Source organism: Leeuwenhoekiella aequorea (genome assembly GCF_004104375.1).
GTDB lineage: Bacteria > Bacteroidota > Bacteroidia > Flavobacteriales > Flavobacteriaceae > Leeuwenhoekiella > Leeuwenhoekiella aequorea.
The window spans coordinates 130,388-147,489 of the sequence record NZ_QOVM01000003.1 but is presented as its reverse complement, the minus strand read 5'-3'; the positions used below and the strand labels follow the sequence as shown (position 1 = coordinate 147,489).

The window sequence follows — 17,102 nt, the reverse complement described above, 5'->3', positions numbered from 1 at the left end:
TTTATAACGTTACATTAAAGTGTGTATCTATCTTGCTGGTATTTCCTTCTTCATCTTCAATCGTAATAACCATATGATATTCACCTACTGGAGCGGTAACCGGCACATCAATATGCTCGTGGAATTCTACACTTGTTTCACCGTGATATCCCTCTTCATAAACTTGCTCAAAGTGCCATTCTTGCTCTCCTTCACCCACAGTTAGACCATGTGCGTGGATATCTACAGTTACATTGTGAACTCCGTGTACCGCTTCAATAAACAACTCTGTATGCAGGTCAGTTCCGCGTACAACGCTTTCATCGATAGATAATGCACTGGTAGTCACAGCATCCATAATATGAATATGGCCTTCAATCTCGGTACTGTTTCCATTAGAATCGGTCACCGTAAGCGTAATGTGATATTCACCTGATGGAATATTTGCAGGAACATCAACATGTTCATGAAAGACCGGATTTTTTACCAGATAATCTGCATCTGTATAGATCTGCTTAAAATCCCATGCTACTTCATCTTCGCCTGGTTCCAGGTCGTGCGCGTGTATATCAAGTGCAATACTACTTACGGTAGCTTCTGCAACTATTTCTGCTTCAAGATGAATGTCTGATCCTTTATAACCTACTTGTTCATCGCCATGACTACTGCCTTCGCCATATTCAAAATTAGTTATTATCGGAGCTTCTTCAATAAGCGGACTGTCGTCATCACTACTGCACGAACTAAGCGTAACTGCTGCAAGTACAAAAAAGCTTAAAAGTTTAAAATTTGATTTCATAAAGTTTAGTTTAAATATTAATAGATTAATTGAATAGTTTAAAAAGGAACTGTTAAGGAGACAGATAGATTACGACCTGCTTCGGGCACGTCTATAAGCCTGTAAAAACTGGTGTGATCGTAATATTCTGAGTTGAAAATATTATTGAGTTTGATCCGTAATAGGGCTGCTTTATCCTTGTTAAATAAATCGAGTTTACTTCGCATAGAAAGATTAAAAACACGGTATCCCGCTGTGATTTCTTCTGGAGGAACAATTTCGTTTTGGGCTGCAGCAATACGCATATCAACGGTCAAGTTGAGGTCATTGAGAAATCCAAAATTTCCAAATTGATAATTTGTGGTCAGTGTACCGGTTAATGGCGGTGAAAAGGGAATTGTAAATCCTTCCTTAGGTCCGCTAGTTTGTCTTGAGTAAACGTACTCTGCAGATGCATTTACATTAAAAGACTTTGTAAAGTTATATCCTAAACTCAATTCACCACCCGTTCTAAATACCTTTGATTGTGTGTATTCATAGACTTGCAGCGTTTCTACATAATCTGAGGTTGGATTGAGATAAATATAGTTGTCGAAGAAATTCACAAATGGACTTACGCTCAAACTGAGAAACCCACTTTCAAAGAGTACCTCAGCATCCAATTGATAGGAGGACTCAGGATCTAGATCCAGATTTCCGCGTTCATAACGGTACATATGATAGTTTACACCGTCTGAAGCTAATTCGTGAGCTAGAGGCATTCTAAAGCTCTTGCCTATATTTAGCTTGTAGGTGGTATTCTTATGTATATAACTAATACCTAGAGAACCACTGAAGCTATTAAAATTTAAATTTCTGTTTTCTGCACGTTGAAGAAATAGGGTAGAAGTGGTTCCATCATTATTATCTCGTGGAGACCTATACCAGTCATAATACGAATTGGTTTTTAAACTACCTGCGTCATAGCGAACGCCGCCTTGTAAATGCAAATTATCATTTGCTTCGTAGTGATCAAACAAGAAAATACCTGCTGTAAACCTATTGTAAGCAGGAATTAAAAATCCCCATCCTCCAATGTTGTTATTTTGATATTCGGTATTTAAACCTGCCGATAAAGTGTGGGCGTCATTCAGCTTAAAAATGTCTTTTGCATTAAGGGAATAGGTGTTTTTGGTAAAAACACGTTCTCGGCTATTAGGTGGCTTAGGCATATAACCGTGAGGCACGGGTTCTGAATGTTCTTCCCGTTGATTATTTTGGTAACCTATATCAAAAAAGAGCTTGTGTGAATCAAGATCTAACCAACTATTGTTCACGATTTTAATATGATTTACTTTATGAAAGGGTAAATCAATATCCCGATTAGACGTGTCGTAGTCTATACTTGAAGTGCGTACTTCTAAACCATGAGCATTCGCGAAAAAACCATTCTTAGCATTTACATTGCTTATATAAGTTTCTGATTTAAAAGAATCATCCACATAGCCGATGCTAACACTACCGTTTGCTTCCTGACCTGCGGTATTGCGTAAATTGTTATTATCCAGTTCAAAAATGTAGTTCTCGTAGCTAATTCGTTCTGTAGGAACTTTAAAGTCTGCATAATCTCTATAGGTTAAGCGAGCTCTATAGTACCACTTTTGCTTTCTTCCTTGTACCCCTGTAGAAATTGCCAGTAGCTCATTATTGGTCTCACCCAGAATATTAACTTCACCCTCAAAACTATTTATGGCAGGTGTTTTGGCAGGTTGTATATCAACTACACCAGCGATAGCATCAGAGCCATGCATTAAGGAAGCCGGTCCTTTAATGATGCGTATTTCTTCAATTCCGTATTGATCAATCTCAAGACCGTGATCACTTCCCCATTGTTGCGCTTCGTGCTTGATTCCATTTTGAATGACACTTACTCGGTTAAAACCGAGTCCTCGTATGGTAGGTTTTGATTGACCAGATCCAATTGTCATTGTGCTAACACCGGGAATCTTTCTTAATGTTTGCATTAAGCTGTTCTCGCGATTGGCGTGCAGGTATTCTTCATCTACAGCTACTTCAATTGTCGATGTTTCTTTAGCTAACCTATTGGCACTTTTGCTATGTACAGAGACTTCATCTAGTGACGTGCTAATAGTTTTTAATTTGATTTTTAAAGGGCTGTTTTGATTTTTATCAATTGTAAATTTTACAGGTAAATAACCCAGATGGGAAACCTCAACTTCTGAAGCTAGTTTTGTTTTTTTTATTTTAAAATATCCTGAATCGTTAGTCACTGCATACACATTTTCACCTAAAATGGTAACACCAGAAATAGGTTTTAAGGTTATGGAGTCTATAACAAAACCTTCAAAATAGGAGCTCTGCTGCGTGTAGGAATAGGAACTAAACAGCAAGAATAGTCCCATTATCAGTAATCTGATAATCATGATTAAATAATAAAATTAGTAGTTACTCCCGGTTTTGCGGGAGCTGGTGAATACTTGATAGTTTTTTGGTATTACTAGTAATTAGGTGTAATAACCTTTTGAATAAGGCAACTCAATAGCTGACTAGTAAACCTTTGCAAGAATAGAAATGAGATTTAGATAGATGGCGGAGGCCGGGAGAATAGGTGATAGGAGTAGTAATTAGATTTTAGAATTGCTGTAGTAATTACTAAATCTGTCTTTTGGTGAATTGTAAATTCAGGTGTAGGTGAAAATTCTTGAGCTTTATCAAGAACTATTAAAGTTTGACTGTCTGAAATAAAAACCTGACAAATAGCACAATCCTCACTTAGATTTGAATCATCGTGAGTTAGCACATGAAATCCTGCCATCTTCGTCATAAGGAAGGAAGCCAAGAATAGCAGTGCTAGAGATTGTTTAATTTGTAAAGACATATTTTCTTAGAAGTAACTTTTTCTTATTATCGATTGTTTTAAAAGTCTTCCTGAGTGAGTTCGTGGTTTACCATTGCCCCGGCAACAGTCCCTGAAGCAACAGCACTAGATATAGACCGCATTTTTTGAGCGTTATCTCCGCAGGCATAAATCCCGGGTATTTCAGTTTTCTGAAATAGATCTATCTTGATAAATCCTCCTTCATCAAATGTGCAACCTAACATTTCAGGGAGTTGTGTGTGATGCTCAAAAGGTAAAGCAGCATATATAGCCTTAACCATTTGGGAGCTTCCATTTTCAAAAAGAACTTTTTCTATACTGCCATTTGTGTGTTCCAATTTCTTAATCGTATCTGTAACAATAGCAATATTATTGTTGCTCAACTTTTTAAGTTGGTCATCAGTAAAATCAGGCTCTCCTTGTGTATAAATAGAAAGTTCGTTAGTAAGATTATTTACAAGACTGGCGACATGAAAGGCGTGATCACCATTTGCCATAATTGCCGTTTTTTCATTTCTAAATTCGTAGCCATGGCAATAAGGACAATGAATAGCAGAAATTCCCCAGCATTCAGAAAACCCCTCAATATCGGGCATTATATCTTTTATACCGGTTGCAAGTATGAGTTTTCTCGCTTCAACGGTTTTTCCGGAGTTCGTAAGAATTGTAAAACTAGTTCCGTTATTATTTCCACCTATAACCGTATCGTCTAAAAATTCTACGGTGTCGTATTTGAGTACTTGCTCTTTTGCTTTTTGGGCAATTTTATGAGGCGCTTCACCATCTTGAGTAATAAAATTATGAGAATGCGGTGTTTGCTTATTGCAGGGTTTATTAGCATCTATAATAAGCACCGAACGCAATGAACGACCCAAAGCCATCGCGGCTGATAAACCGGCATAACTTCCACCAACAATAATTACATCATAAGAATTTGACAGATTCATAATATGTGCTTTTTATAATTATAATTCATAAGATGCGATGAGATGACTCCCATAGCCCCTATAAATATTAAAAATGATTCTTGATGATAAAGTGCTTCTAAGGTTATAGAAAGTGCGATAAGCGCAAATGAAAATACTAGTAGTATCTTTAAAAATACCGGAGATTTACTACGCACTACTTTATAAACAGGAAATAACCCAACTATGAGAAAAAAACTATCAAGTAATGGACTATGACTTATACCTAATGGAACTATAAAAAGAATAGGACCTAATATACAGTGTGCTAAACACAAAAAGGCAGAATAAACACCAATCAAATCGTAATATTTCTCTCGCATAATTTCATTATTGCAACACAGTTGCGAAAGTAAATATAATTTCTTTGTTAAAGCAACTTTGTTGCATTAAATTTGTATTATGAGAAAAACAATTGCTAAGGAAGCTATTTTAAAAACTATAAATGAGTCAGATACAGCATTATCACAAGCTGAAATTCAGGCTATTTTACCAGATGGTTTATGCAATCGAGTAACAATTTATCGCGTATTGGACCGGCTGGTCGAAGAAAAATCGGTGCATCAAATCACAAATATCGACGGCGTTGTAAAATATGCAAATTGCCATAGTTGCTCTACCGAGCATAAACACGATCATATACATTTTAATTGTGAAAAATGTAATGTTGTAACGTGTGTTGAAGATGTGGAACCCACATTTAAGCTTCCTTCAAATTACCAAATTAATCAGTTGAACTTTATGGTTTCAGGAGTTTGTCCAGATTGTTTGGACTCTTAAATTACTTTGGTAAGAAGTAAAATCTATTTTTAAAAAAAACTGGACTTAAAATTAAGAGGTGAAATTTGCTGAGTCATAATCATCTAGTAACTATTGTATTATATAGTAAGTATCCCAAATCTTTAGAGAAAAGCAGTTAATAAATTAAAATTTTTCTAGAAGAGGTTTAAGGAAATTGCTCTATCATTTGTTTTGAATACCTAATAATTAATTATTTATTATGTATTGTAATTTTTATTTTTATAAATACAAGATAACGATGTCGCTGAATAGTTAGACTTTATGTAAAAACTTTGAGCAGAATTGGTGAAAAAATATTTCTATAGAACATTAGATATGAGAAAATTTATAATTGCTTTGCTTCTGCTTAGTTTAGGAGGTTTGCAAGCACAAAAATCCTATTCGTATAAAGCTACTTACCACTTAAATTATCAAGGAGATTCTACCGATATCAATTCTATAAAATCTGAAACAGGTGTTCTTTATTTAGGTAAAGGTTATTCACGATTTTCAAGCTTAGGGCAAGCGGTTAAAGATTCTTTAGAGAATATGGAAAATCCTGTGATGATGCGGATGGATGAGTACAATCGAATGACTGATTTTAAATATACAATCTTTAAAGAGTACCAGAATAATGAACTTATTTTAGCTGAAAAAATATTTCAGTATGAACTTAAATATAAACAGGATTTAAAAATTATTGATTGGAAAATACAGCCAGATAACAAAGAGATATTAGGCTTTAATGTTCAAAAAGCAACTGGTTCTTTTGCCGGTAGAAATTATGTTGCCTGGTTTGCTCCAGAATTACCATTTTTAGACGGGCCTTATAAATTTAGTGGTTTACCGGGACTCATTTTGGAAATTTCAGACGTAAGAAATCAATATTATTTTAGTTTAACGGGATTTCAAGAATTAGTAGATCCGGTAGGTAAACTATTAAATTTAGATAATTACAAAACTATTTCTCAACAAGAACTTGATCAAGTTCGCGACGATTATAGTCGTGATCCTATTGGCACAATGCAAAAAGCAGGTATTTCATTCGGTTGGAGTGCAGAAGATGAAGCTAAAGCCCGAAAGGAGCTAAGCGAAAAATATAAAAAGCGAAATAATCCTATTGAACTTCAACACTAACAATTCATCATCAATAAGAAATATTGATTTATACTAAACAGGTTTATTTTTTTCTGATAATGCTATTCTTTGGTTTAGTGGGCCATTCTCAGATTGAAATCTCGGGGCATATTCTTAGTGACAAGCAGGAAAAACTTGGTGGAGCAACTGTAATAATCAGTAAAGATTCTATTTCTTCAATTTTGGCTTATGGAATTTCAGATGTGAACGGAACCTTTAAAATAGCTGTTAAAAATGAAAGTGATTTACTGTTTTTAAAAATATCATACCTGGGTTATAATACATTTGAAAAAACGATTCAAAATAAAACACAGACACTAGAGGTTAAGCTTTCACCATCATCAGAATCATTAAAAGAAGTACTAGTTAAATCTGAAATTTTGCAGCAACGTGGTGATACGCTAAGTTTTTCGGTAGCTGCATTTAAAAATAAAAATGACCGGGTTATTGGTGATGTTCTAAAGAAATTACCAGGGATTGATATTCGGCCTGACGGGCAGATTTATTATCAAAATGAGCCTATTCAGAAATACTATATTGAAGGTCTGGATCTTTTAGAAGGGCGTTATAATCTTGCAAATAATAACCTTTCTGTTGAGGCAGTTTCTAAAGTAGAGATATTAGAAAACCATCAGCCCATAAAAGTCTTAGATAGTCTAGAGTTTTCAGAACGTGCATCTATCAATATCAAGCTTAAAAATGACGTAACCTTTAGCGGAACCGCTACCATCGGGATGGGTGCTACTCCCTTGCTATGGGAGACAAAAGTAACGCCTATGGTTTTTGCTAAAAATCGACAGGCAATAGTTTCTTACCAAAGCAATAATACGGGAAACGATGCATCGGGAGAGATTCGTAATTTTTCAACCAGCAGTACCGGGAGCGATTTTGATATCGAAAAATCTGATTGGCTTACTATACAAAATGTATCGGAGCCTCCATTTTCTGCACAACGCTGGTTGGATAACAATGTACATTTAGGTTCAATAAATAGTTTACAACGTATTAATGAGAATTTGGATCTTAAAGTGAATATATCTTATCTTAATGATTATCAACAGCAGGATGGGAGTACGCAAACACGCTATTTTACTCCTACCGATACGATTGATTTAAAAGAGCAAACGGGTAATGATATATTTATAAGCAGATTAGAAGGAGAGGTAACTTTAGAAAATAATGTAGATAAAAATTACCTGAAAAATCAACTGGAATTTAATGGGTATTGGAATACCCAACGTGGTTTGATCGACCGTCCTAATACGCAAATAAGTCAACAATTAAATAATCCTTTCTTCGGAATTAGAAACGAGCTTCGATTGCTAAGAACGCTTGGAAAACAATTAATTTCCTTTAATTCAAACACGGGTTTTACACAAAGTAATCAGGATTTACGGGTACAGCCGGGCCAGTTTGAAGCTGTTCTTAATAATAATGTTCCTTATACAGAACTTCAGCAGCTGGTATCAACAAGTAAAATTTATACCGATAATTCTGCTGGATTTACTAAAGCACTTGGGAAATTTACAATTTCTCCAAAATTTGGGTTTTCCATTCAAAATCAACAATTAGATACTGATATTTTTCTAGAAAATGGAGAAGAGATTTCAAATACAGATTTTAAAAACAGAACCCAATTTGTGCAATCTTCAGTTTACTTTAAAAACTTTATTAGTTATAAAAGTAAGGATGAAACCTGGAACTTGAGTCTAAACATACCTTTTGAATTTAAAAGTTTTCAGCTAGAAGACAAGAATTTTGAAGAAACACGAGCGTTAAATCGGCTGGTATTTGAGCCATATTTCTATGCTAGAAAAAAGCTTTCTGCGTTTTGGGAAGTAAATGCTTCAGCAGAATTGAGTTATAATTTTGGCGAGCTCGAGCAATTATATTTTAGATATTTACTTAATAGCTATCGAAACTTAAGTAGATATGACGCGCCAATTTCAGAAGAAATGCGGCAAAATTATAGCGGTGGACTGAATTATCGAAATCCGCTAAAGCAATTGTTTTTAGCAGCATCTTACTCGTATAGTTTTTCTGAAAATAATCTGGTGTACAGTTCTACTATTGGCGCAAACGGAACAACGATTCTAGATGCTGTCGCTCAAGAAAATAGTTATGATACTCATAACTTTAGCGCTAATACCAGCAAATACTTCAGGAAACTAAAAACAACATTTAAACTTAATACTTCTTATAAGCTATCAAAGCGACAGCAACTTTTAAATACTGTTTTAGCTGAGGTAAATACACAAAATTTCAATATAGGAGGTACTATTGAAGCCGATATTTTAAGTTGGCTTATTACAAGTTATTCAGGTAATTTTTCTACGTATAGATCAGGTTTTGAGAATAGTGATTTTCAACAAATAGAAAATCAACAGCATAGCCTAGATCTTTATTTCTACCCAAAAGACAATCAGTATTTAAGCTCCAGTATTGAGTATTATGGTAATACGTTATCTGAAAATGGTGACAATTATTTTTTGAATTTGGGATATCAGTTGACTTTTAAGAAACCAAAAATGGATCTAAACATCAGTTGGCGAAATATCTTGAATACCGAATCTTTTATCAATGCTTATACTAATCAATATTATTATGTGCAAAGTAGTTATAGATTACGACCCGCGCAGGTGATAGCAACTTTAAAATTTTCACTTTAATTCTGAGAAATGTAAGGTTGTCACTTGTATTGAAGATGTGGAACCCACTTTTAAGCTTCCTGTTAATTATCAAATTAATCAGTTAAATTTTATGGTTTCAGAAGTTTGTCCAGATTGTTTAAGCTCTTAAATTACTTTGGTAAGAAGTAAGTATGTTGCAATTATATCCATAATTAAAAAACCTTATAAATATTAAGTTTACAAAGATTTAAAAATGAAATAGGGGACTAGCTTAGCTTCAATACAATATCTTCAATTTTACAAGTATAGCTTCCTGTCTTTTCAGGCCGGATGTATTAATAACAAAAAGCCCATTCAAATACATTTGATGGGCTTTTCTTATTATATCCTATAACGCAGTTATAGGTGATTGTGGAGTCGGGCGGGCTACGGCCTGTGGCCGTTCAACGCAGTAGCTCCAATTCTGCAGATACTAAATAAACTTCGATAACACTCAGAGGTATTGAAACAAAAATCCTGCTCAAGTAAACTTGGCAGGATTTTAACATTTCAATCTCTTTAGGGATTTAGTATTTAATTGTGGAGTCGGGCGGGTTCGAACCGCCGTGCAAACAGGCAACTCAATAGCTTTCTACACGCTTATTTGCCAATTAGTTTTCGAATAGTACCCGGTCGGCAACTACCAAGCAATACCTTATTCTCGATTAAGTTTCACTACCACATCAAGACCCTGCGATAGCTATGTTTACTTTTTCGGTACCTCTAAACGAAACGCCGTAAACCAAGGCTTTTCAGAGGTATCATGGTCTCATACCTTGTATGAGATTAAGTAATCCTACTGTAATTCGGATTATGCAGCCATGGCGTAGTTATTCTCGCCGTTTAAAAAGTGTGAAACATGAGATTTACGAGCTTTTGTCCCAGCGCTCGGCGTGCTTACTACTCAATTAGACCCGATGTCAAAACCAAATCGACCCCATTGTGATAATCCTCGATAATTTGAGGGGTGCAAAGATACTAAAGTTCTTTGGTATTCAAACTATCGAGAATTAATGTTTTATTTCTTTTCAATAGAAGCATCATCTTTGAGAGCTTCCATTTTAATATCGCCTTTTCCATATGCTTTAACCCGCGCTTTGTCCTGAGCATATACTTTTAAATTATTTGAAGCATATACCTCTGTTTCGGTACGGCCACTCAAAGTCACATAACCATCTTTAGATTCAAATCTTGAACCATTATAATCAGATTTTCCAGAAGATGTAAGTTGTAACGTATTGGTTTTACCTCTGGGAGAAAATTCAGAATTATCAGCAAGGGTAAAAGTTACTTCTTCAGCATTATAATCGCCTTTAAGATCTGTACGATCGGCCATTTTTAAGTTAAACTTCTTTGTATTTAACCTGCAATCCCCGCCAGAATTCCCCATTAAATTGAAAGACGTATTGCTACTATTTAATTTGAATTCAAATTTTGATGAGTCGTATGCAGTAAGACTAAAGTCTGCTACTTCAAGTAGACCAGGAGATTCAAATTCTGCATCTTTCTTTAAAATTATATGTTGTGGATTGTCTAATTTTAAATAAACTTTCAATTCTTTGGCCGCAGTAATTCGCATATTGGGCTTTATAACAAGAACACTGTCTGTAACTTTAAAATCTATAACAGTTACCAGATTTCTATCTGTAGTTAAAATGTAACTGTTGTTAGGAGATTGGGCAAGTTCAAGTTCGATTCCTTCACCTACTTCAATAGTATTTATTCCAGATTCTAATTTACCCACTATAGACATGACATCTTTGTCGCCTTTAATTTTATTTTGAGCACTACATGATGTTGTAACCGCCAGCACAGCTAGCATAAGGAGTTTTAATTTCATAATTTATTTTTTGTAAAAATACGAAAAATGTTAACGTTTTAATCTCAATAAACTATTAAAACTTTTGAGGTTTTATGCTAGCTTAGCCTGTAAAACAAGCAGTTACAGAAGGTTTAAAAATTGTAAATTAGAAGTTCAAAACTACTATCGATGGCTAAAATAGAATTTGCATTATTAAAGGAAGGAAAAACACCACCAGATCACCGCGCGGTTTTGTCGCCTACTGCGATGACTCAGGCTCAACAGCTATTCCCTAAAGCACGATTTATTGTAGAATCTAGTGCTATACGGGTATTTCCAGATGTGGCGTATGAGAAGGCCGAATTTGAAGTGAAAACCAATGTTTCTCAAGCTGATGTTTTTTTAGGAGTTAAAGAGGTGCCAATAGAAGACTTAATTTCTAATAAGAAGTACTTCTTTTTTAGTCATACAATCAAAAAACAGCCTTATAACCGTGATTTACTACGTGCTGTTTTAGATAAAAATATTGAATTATATGATCACGAACTTGTCACAGACGAAACAGGTTTACGCCTCATAGGTTTTGGCCGTTATGCCGGATTAGTAGGTGCATATAATGGGTTTCGAGCTTATGGAAAGAAACATAAGATATATGATCTGCCCGCGGCATCAAGTCTTAACACCGTAGATGCATTGCATAAGCAATTAGCAAAAATCGAACTACCCACCCTAAAAATAGCGCTCACAGGAACCGGGAAAGTTACTGCCGGGGCTATGGAAATTCTGGATGAGATGGGTATTAAAAAAGTTTCCGTTGAGGACTATTTGAGTGAAGAATATGATATGCCGGTTTATTGCCAATTAGGAGTAGCAGATTATGTAAAGCAAAAAAATGGATCAGCAGTTGTCGCTAGTCATTTCTTTAAAAACCCGGCTGAGTACGAATCTAATTTTATGCGATTTGCAGAAGTTACTCAGTTGTTTATTGCAGGGCATTATTATGGAGATGGAGCACCATTTTTGTTTACACGAGAAGATGCTAAAACAAGTAAATTTAAAATTGAAGTGGTGGCTGATATTTCTTGCGATGTCGATGGCCCCGTAGCTTCTACACTGAGAGCATCTACAATTGCAAATCCGTTTTATGGGTATGATGCTCAAGCTGAACGTGAAGTGGCTTATGATGCTGAAGGTGCAATTACCGTAATGGCGGTAGATAACTTGCCTTGCGAATTACCTAAAGATGCTAGTGAAGGTTTTGGAGATATGTTTGTTAAACACGTATTACCAGCATTTTTTAATAATGATAAAGATGGAATTTTAAAACGTGCCCGTATGACTCAAAACGGAAAGCTAACTGAGCAATATAGTTACTTGCAAGATTATGTTGACGGAAAAGAATAGGAGAGTAACAAGTTAAAAACTTCCTAATGCGAATAGAAAGAGCCTCATCTTACCTATCTATCTGGGTGAGATGAGACCTAATTTTATCTTTAAAGAACTATTGTACTTTAGGTTGCTTAAGATATTCTATAGTCCATATTGTTATCATCCCGAAAGTATACATTAGTATATCTATCCACGAGAAATAACTTCCCAATACTAATACTGCCCACTTTTCAGTTTGAGCTGGAAAGTATTGAGGTAGTTTTAAAAGTTGCAAAATCTCTATAGCATACGAGAAAACTAGTGTAATTAATAGCCCTTTTTTTACTGAAAAATCACAAACTGCCATTACCAGGCAATAAATTAAAATAACAACTAAAAAATCGCCAAGATTTTCACGTATAAAACCTGTATTTAGCAAGGTTGCGATCGTAATTTCTATAATTAATAAAAAAACAAACCCTAAGATATAAGCAAGACGTGTATTACGTTTCAACATTAGAATTTTAAGCTAAAAGGATTACTCATATTATAAATCTAAGCTGTTATTTTACAACTAGTAATGGAGAGCTTAAACTTTCATTAAAAAGCTCTTCTGTGAGGCTACCTATTAAAAGTGAGGAGATATTGCTTCCACCTTTATCAGATAGCACAATAAGATTGGGTTTGCGCTTTTCAATTTCTAGCAAGAATTTCTGACCTATACTTTTATCCTTAGCAAACAAGAATTCTGATTCATCTGGTTCAGTTACGGCAAGTTTCTTAAAAAACTTGGCAGCTTTTTGTTTTAAATGGGTCTCAATTTTGGTAATAGCTGCATCACCCACAACATATGGAGAGAATTGAATGGGGATGTGATATATATGAATCGAATTTAGTTTGATAGTTATTTTGTTTCGAAGTTCTTCAACAAAGAAAAATGATTTGCGTGAATGGCTCGAGAAGTCAGTAGCCACCCATACCTTATCAAGATTAATTTCGTCAGTTTTAGGAACGGTAAGAATACTGCATTTTAGTAGTCTCAATAATTTTGTGGTTACGACACCTGTACCATCTTTTGTAGTTTTATTTCCGATTAAGACCAGATTTATCTGATATTTATTGGCGATATAATGAATTAAAGATTCTGTATTTGAATCTTCAGAAATAAGAACTTCCCAGTTTGCCTTTGCGGTAAATCTGCTATCAATTTTATCATTTAGCTCGTCACCAATTAATTGATCGAGATTTACGTTCTGCAATTCTTCTTCAAAAAGATCTGAAATCTCGTATTTTTTAATATTATGTACGAAATACACATTCTCAATTGCTAGTTTTTCAGCAAGAAATGAACTGTACTCAATTAAATGGTTGTCTATTGATGAAAGGTCTAGTGCAACCAATAAATTTTTAACTTTTTCCATCTTTATTCATTTTTATTTCTACGTGCTACAATCTCTTTAACTACATCTTCGTAGTCGTCTCTTTGTTTTTCGGACTTTTTCTTCTCTAATTTTTGATAATCTTCCCGCAAGCCAATAAATAGGGAGTAACACATTATGAGTAGAATAATTGCAAAGGGCAAACCGGTGACTATAGTTGCGGTTTGTAATGCTTCTAGACCGCCACCTATAAGCAATACAGCGGCTACAGTACCTTCAGTAATAGCCCAAAAAATACGCTGTCCTACGGGTGCTTCAATTTTACCGCCTGTTGTCAAACTATCTACCACTAAAGATCCTGAATCTGATGAGGTAATAAAGAATCCTGCGATAAGTATAACAGCAACAATATTAATAACCATCGAGAGCGGATAATCTTCAAAAAATACAAAAAGTGCCGTCGCTACATCATCTTGTACTGCAGTAACAATAGAAGAATCGCCTCCTAATGCCTGTTGAATAGCCACACTTCCAAAGGTTGACATCCAGAAAAATGTTACCAGAGAAGGAACTAATAATACGCCTAGAATAAACTCTCTAATAGTTCTACCTTTTGAAATTCGTGCAATAAACATACCCACAAAAGGTGACCAGCCTATCCACCAGCCCCAGTAAAAAACGGTCCAGTTATTTTGCCAGGAAGATCCTTCAAAGGTCTCACTCCAGGTTGCTATTTTTAAAAAGTTGAATAAATAACTTCCCGTGTTCTCCACAAAAGATCGGAATATAAATATTGTAGGACCTAGAATTAAAGCTAATAATAATAGAACCACAGCAATACGCATATTCCATTCACTCAAAATACGCACCCCTTTATCAACTCCCAGAACTACAGAGGTGGTTGCTATTAATGTTATACCGGCGATTAATAACACCTGAGTAAGCGTACCATCGGGAACACCAAAAACATGATTTAAACCACTGGCAATTTGCTGTACACCAAAGCCTAGCGAGGTTGCCAGTCCAAAAAGTGTTGCAAGAACTGCAAAAATATCAATTGCATCTCCAATCCTTCCGTGTATTTTATCTCCTAAAAAAGGATAAAAAACAGACCTAATGGTAAGGGGTAAGCCGCGGGAATAGGTAAAATAGGATAAGGCTAATCCTACCAGCGCATAAACACCCCATGCGTGAAACCCCCAGTGTAAAAAGGTGAAATTCATCGCTTCCTGCGCTGCGGCTACCGTATTAGGAGCTGCGGTAGGCGGGGTTGTTAAATGAGTTACAGGTTCTGCAACGCCAAAAAACAGTAATCCTATACCCATACCTGCGCTAAACAACATAGCAAACCATGACATTGTTTTAAATTCGGGTGTTGCTTTTTGACCACCTATTCTTAGTTTCCCATATTTACTTAGAGCGAGATAAATCAGAAAAATCAAAAACAGATTAATGCATAGTATAAAAAACCAATCTGCTTTTTCTGCAACGGCATGCTGAATGTCACTAAAGATTTTTTGCGCTTTTTTCTCAAATAATATGGTAAGCGTTATACTTATAACAATGATTATTGCTGAGGTAAAAAACACCGGTCCGTTGACCTGTAAGCCAAAGATGGATTTCCTTTCGTCACTGCGTGTAATTTTTTTTGCCATAATTTTTTATTTCATTAAAAGTAGTAACCAACATTTATATTAAACCGAGCTTCCCATTTTGCATCGGGATTACCTACTGCAAAATCATCTACAAAGTTTCCGCCTAGCCAAGAATGGTTGTATCCTGCGGCATAATCTATATAGGTATAGACCTGCCCTGCAGTAACCAGAAGTCCGGTGACATTTTGAAAAGAGTCTGTAAATTCTTTTTCCTTTTTCTGCATATAACCAAAATCATTGTAAAGTTCGATTTGCGAAATAGGTCCCCAGTTAACATTAATTGTTTTTGAAACAGCTGCGGTATACATGTTAAAATCGCTCGCAATCTCATATGGAGTGCCATAAGCTCCCATTTTAATTCTGTTATTGGGTTCTCCTAAAGCATTTTCAGGAGCGTGAGAAACGGTAATTACTTCGGTTTTGAAATTCCATTTTTTCCAATCTACTTCGTAGTGTAGCGCTAATGCATAATGGCTTCCGTTTTTATCTGTGTCAATATTGTACAGACTACCATATTGTCCAGAAAATCCCAATCTATGTTTAGCCTGTTGACCAAACTTACGCACCAGCTTTGCGTTAAATTGATTGGTTTCTTTGTTGCGCCCCACAACATCATAAGAATACCTGCTGGAGCTATTTTCTACATCACCCCCAAAATTTAACTCTTCAGCATTTTTTTGAAAAGCAAAAGCATATTCCCAATTATCATCTGTATGTATATACTTCAATCCCATATCGTGATCATCTTCGAGACCAACGTAATAGGTAATATTGAAAAACCAATTATGTGAATTGTATTGTTTAATTCCAAATGGCACATAGACCAGGCCAGCATGGAGTTCATTATGCTCGTTAAATTTATATCCCACCCATCCTTGTTTTAAGAAACTACCACCAAAAGCTTCAGAATAAAATCGGTATTCGGCATTTAAGAAAATATTTTTATAGGAAGCTTTAGCATTGATTCTAAACATATCATAACCAAATTCTCCACCTTTTGTTTTTTGTTCTTCTTTCCAAGAAGAATAAACATAATTCACACGGAATGCTCCACCTAATTGAAGTTGTGGTTTCTCATTTTCCTGCCCAAAACATCCAAATGGGATGAGTAGGGTAAAGAAAATTTTAAAGAGTGTAGAGGGCTTTAAAATTTGATACATTTTTGAATGTTAGGTAGCTTAATCGGGCAAAATAGGACGATTATGTTAGAAACTTTCGTAAAGCATAACAATTAATATTTATTTAGGGTTACTAACTTTAACATTATAAATCTCTTTTAATTTACAACTATTATTTCTATGAACCCTGCGGAAAACTATATTCTACTAAAACCCGAACCCTATAAAAGTCTTTTGCTCGATTTGCAGGTGCTTATAGAACACACTGTCCCGGAAGCTGTGTTACTTTACAAATGGCATTTGCCTTTTTATTATTTAAATGGAAAAATGTTTTGCTTTTTGAATTTTAGAAAAACCTTTGTAGAGCTTAGTTTTCCTAAAGGTATTTTACTAGATGATCCCAATAATCAATTAACAGCCGGAGAAAATCGTAAAAATTTATGTTCACTGCGGTATTACAATGTTGAAGATATAGATACTGAAATAGTTATTGGGTTTTTAAAGCAACTGAAAAATAAGTTGTAGTTCTTAGAATCATTTATTGAATACTGATGACTTCGAGCCTAGCGAGAAGATTAAAAGATTGAATACAAAT

At 35.1% G+C, this 17,102-nt stretch carries 15 protein-coding genes and 1 other RNA gene; 5 read left to right on the top strand and 11 right to left on the bottom strand.

Annotated elements, in window-relative coordinates:
* Position 1 precedes the first annotated feature (1 nt).
* The 5 genes from DSM00_RS08065 to DSM00_RS08045 all read right to left on the bottom strand — a co-directional run bounded on the left by DSM00_RS08065 (position 2) and on the right by DSM00_RS08045 (position 4,923).
* Positions 2-778: a DUF4625 domain-containing protein gene (locus DSM00_RS08065; protein ID WP_128757528.1), complete on the bottom strand. Its 777-nt coding sequence runs from the start codon at positions 776-778 to the stop codon at positions 2-4.
* Positions 779-816: 38 nt separating this feature from the next.
* On the bottom strand, positions 817-3,159 hold the full coding sequence (locus DSM00_RS08060; protein WP_241652379.1) for a TonB-dependent receptor: 2,343 nt from the start codon (positions 3,157-3,159) through the stop codon (positions 817-819).
* Between the two features lie 176 nt (positions 3,160-3,335).
* The gene (locus DSM00_RS08055) at positions 3,336-3,635 is read right to left on the bottom strand and encodes a hypothetical protein (protein ID WP_128757526.1); all 300 of its coding nucleotides are present in this window, start codon (positions 3,633-3,635) and stop codon (positions 3,336-3,338) included.
* A gap of 38 nt (positions 3,636-3,673) precedes the next feature.
* Complete coding sequence (locus tag DSM00_RS08050; protein ID WP_128757525.1) at positions 3,674-4,582, bottom strand: NAD(P)/FAD-dependent oxidoreductase; 909 nt, start codon at positions 4,580-4,582, stop codon at positions 3,674-3,676.
* Positions 4,579-4,923, bottom strand: a complete 345-nt coding sequence (locus DSM00_RS08045) for a MerC domain-containing protein (RefSeq protein ID WP_128757524.1) — start codon at positions 4,921-4,923, stop codon at positions 4,579-4,581. Before DSM00_RS08045 ends, DSM00_RS08050 begins: the two co-directional genes overlap by 4 nt.
* A gap of 79 nt (positions 4,924-5,002) precedes the next feature.
* On the opposite strand from DSM00_RS08045, the gene DSM00_RS08040 reads away from it, so the two are divergent.
* From DSM00_RS08040 to DSM00_RS08030, 3 genes are all read left to right on the top strand, one after another.
* Complete coding sequence (locus DSM00_RS08040; RefSeq protein ID WP_128757523.1) at positions 5,003-5,380, top strand: Fur family transcriptional regulator; 378 nt, start codon at positions 5,003-5,005, stop codon at positions 5,378-5,380.
* 336 nt (positions 5,381-5,716) lie between these two features.
* Positions 5,717-6,517, top strand: coding sequence for a GLPGLI family protein (locus DSM00_RS08035; protein WP_128757522.1), 801 nt, complete (start codon positions 5,717-5,719; stop codon positions 6,515-6,517).
* A gap of 23 nt (positions 6,518-6,540) precedes the next feature.
* Entirely contained in the window at positions 6,541-9,186 is a 2,646-nt protein-coding gene (locus DSM00_RS08030; protein WP_241652378.1) for a carboxypeptidase-like regulatory domain-containing protein, read from the top strand.
* A 538-nt stretch (positions 9,187-9,724) separates the two neighbouring features.
* Here DSM00_RS08030 and ssrA read toward each other — a convergent pair.
* Both ssrA and DSM00_RS08020 read right to left on the bottom strand, forming a co-directional pair.
* Positions 9,725-10,125: a transfer-messenger RNA gene (gene ssrA, locus DSM00_RS08025) on the bottom strand.
* Positions 10,126-10,204: 79 nt separating this feature from the next.
* Positions 10,205-11,026: a GIN domain-containing protein gene (locus DSM00_RS08020; protein ID WP_128757521.1), complete on the bottom strand. Its 822-nt coding sequence runs from the start codon at positions 11,024-11,026 to the stop codon at positions 10,205-10,207.
* Positions 11,027-11,185: 159 nt separating this feature from the next.
* On the opposite strand from DSM00_RS08020, the gene DSM00_RS08015 reads away from it, so the two are divergent.
* Positions 11,186-12,391: an NAD(P)-dependent oxidoreductase gene (locus DSM00_RS08015; protein WP_128757811.1), complete on the top strand. Its 1,206-nt coding sequence runs from the start codon at positions 11,186-11,188 to the stop codon at positions 12,389-12,391.
* 97 nt (positions 12,392-12,488) lie between these two features.
* Here DSM00_RS08015 and DSM00_RS08010 read toward each other — a convergent pair whose 3' ends face one another.
* Genes DSM00_RS08010 through DSM00_RS07995 form a run of 4 tightly spaced genes read right to left on the bottom strand, consistent with a single transcriptional unit; the run spans position 12,489 to position 16,549 of the window.
* The gene (locus DSM00_RS08010) at positions 12,489-12,872 is read right to left on the bottom strand and encodes a ribosomal maturation YjgA family protein (protein WP_128757520.1); all 384 of its coding nucleotides are present in this window, start codon (positions 12,870-12,872) and stop codon (positions 12,489-12,491) included.
* Between the two features lie 46 nt (positions 12,873-12,918).
* Positions 12,919-13,776 carry a universal stress protein gene (locus DSM00_RS08005; RefSeq protein WP_128757519.1) on the bottom strand — a complete coding sequence of 286 codons (858 nt, stop codon included), beginning with the start codon at positions 13,774-13,776 and terminating at the stop codon, positions 12,919-12,921.
* A gap of 2 nt (positions 13,777-13,778) precedes the next feature.
* Positions 13,779-15,389 carry a BCCT family transporter gene (locus DSM00_RS08000; protein WP_128757518.1) on the bottom strand — a complete coding sequence of 537 codons (1,611 nt, stop codon included), beginning with the start codon at positions 15,387-15,389 and terminating at the stop codon, positions 13,779-13,781.
* A gap of 14 nt (positions 15,390-15,403) precedes the next feature.
* Positions 15,404-16,549 (bottom strand): hypothetical protein, encoded by a 1,146-nt coding sequence (locus tag DSM00_RS07995; protein WP_164916312.1) that lies wholly within the window; start codon positions 16,547-16,549, stop codon positions 15,404-15,406.
* Between the two features lie 138 nt (positions 16,550-16,687).
* On the opposite strand from DSM00_RS07995, the gene DSM00_RS07990 reads away from it, so the two are divergent.
* Positions 16,688-17,032 carry a DUF1801 domain-containing protein gene (locus DSM00_RS07990; RefSeq protein WP_128757517.1) on the top strand — a complete coding sequence of 115 codons (345 nt, stop codon included), beginning with the start codon at positions 16,688-16,690 and terminating at the stop codon, positions 17,030-17,032.
* Positions 17,033-17,102: the final 70 nt, after the last annotated feature.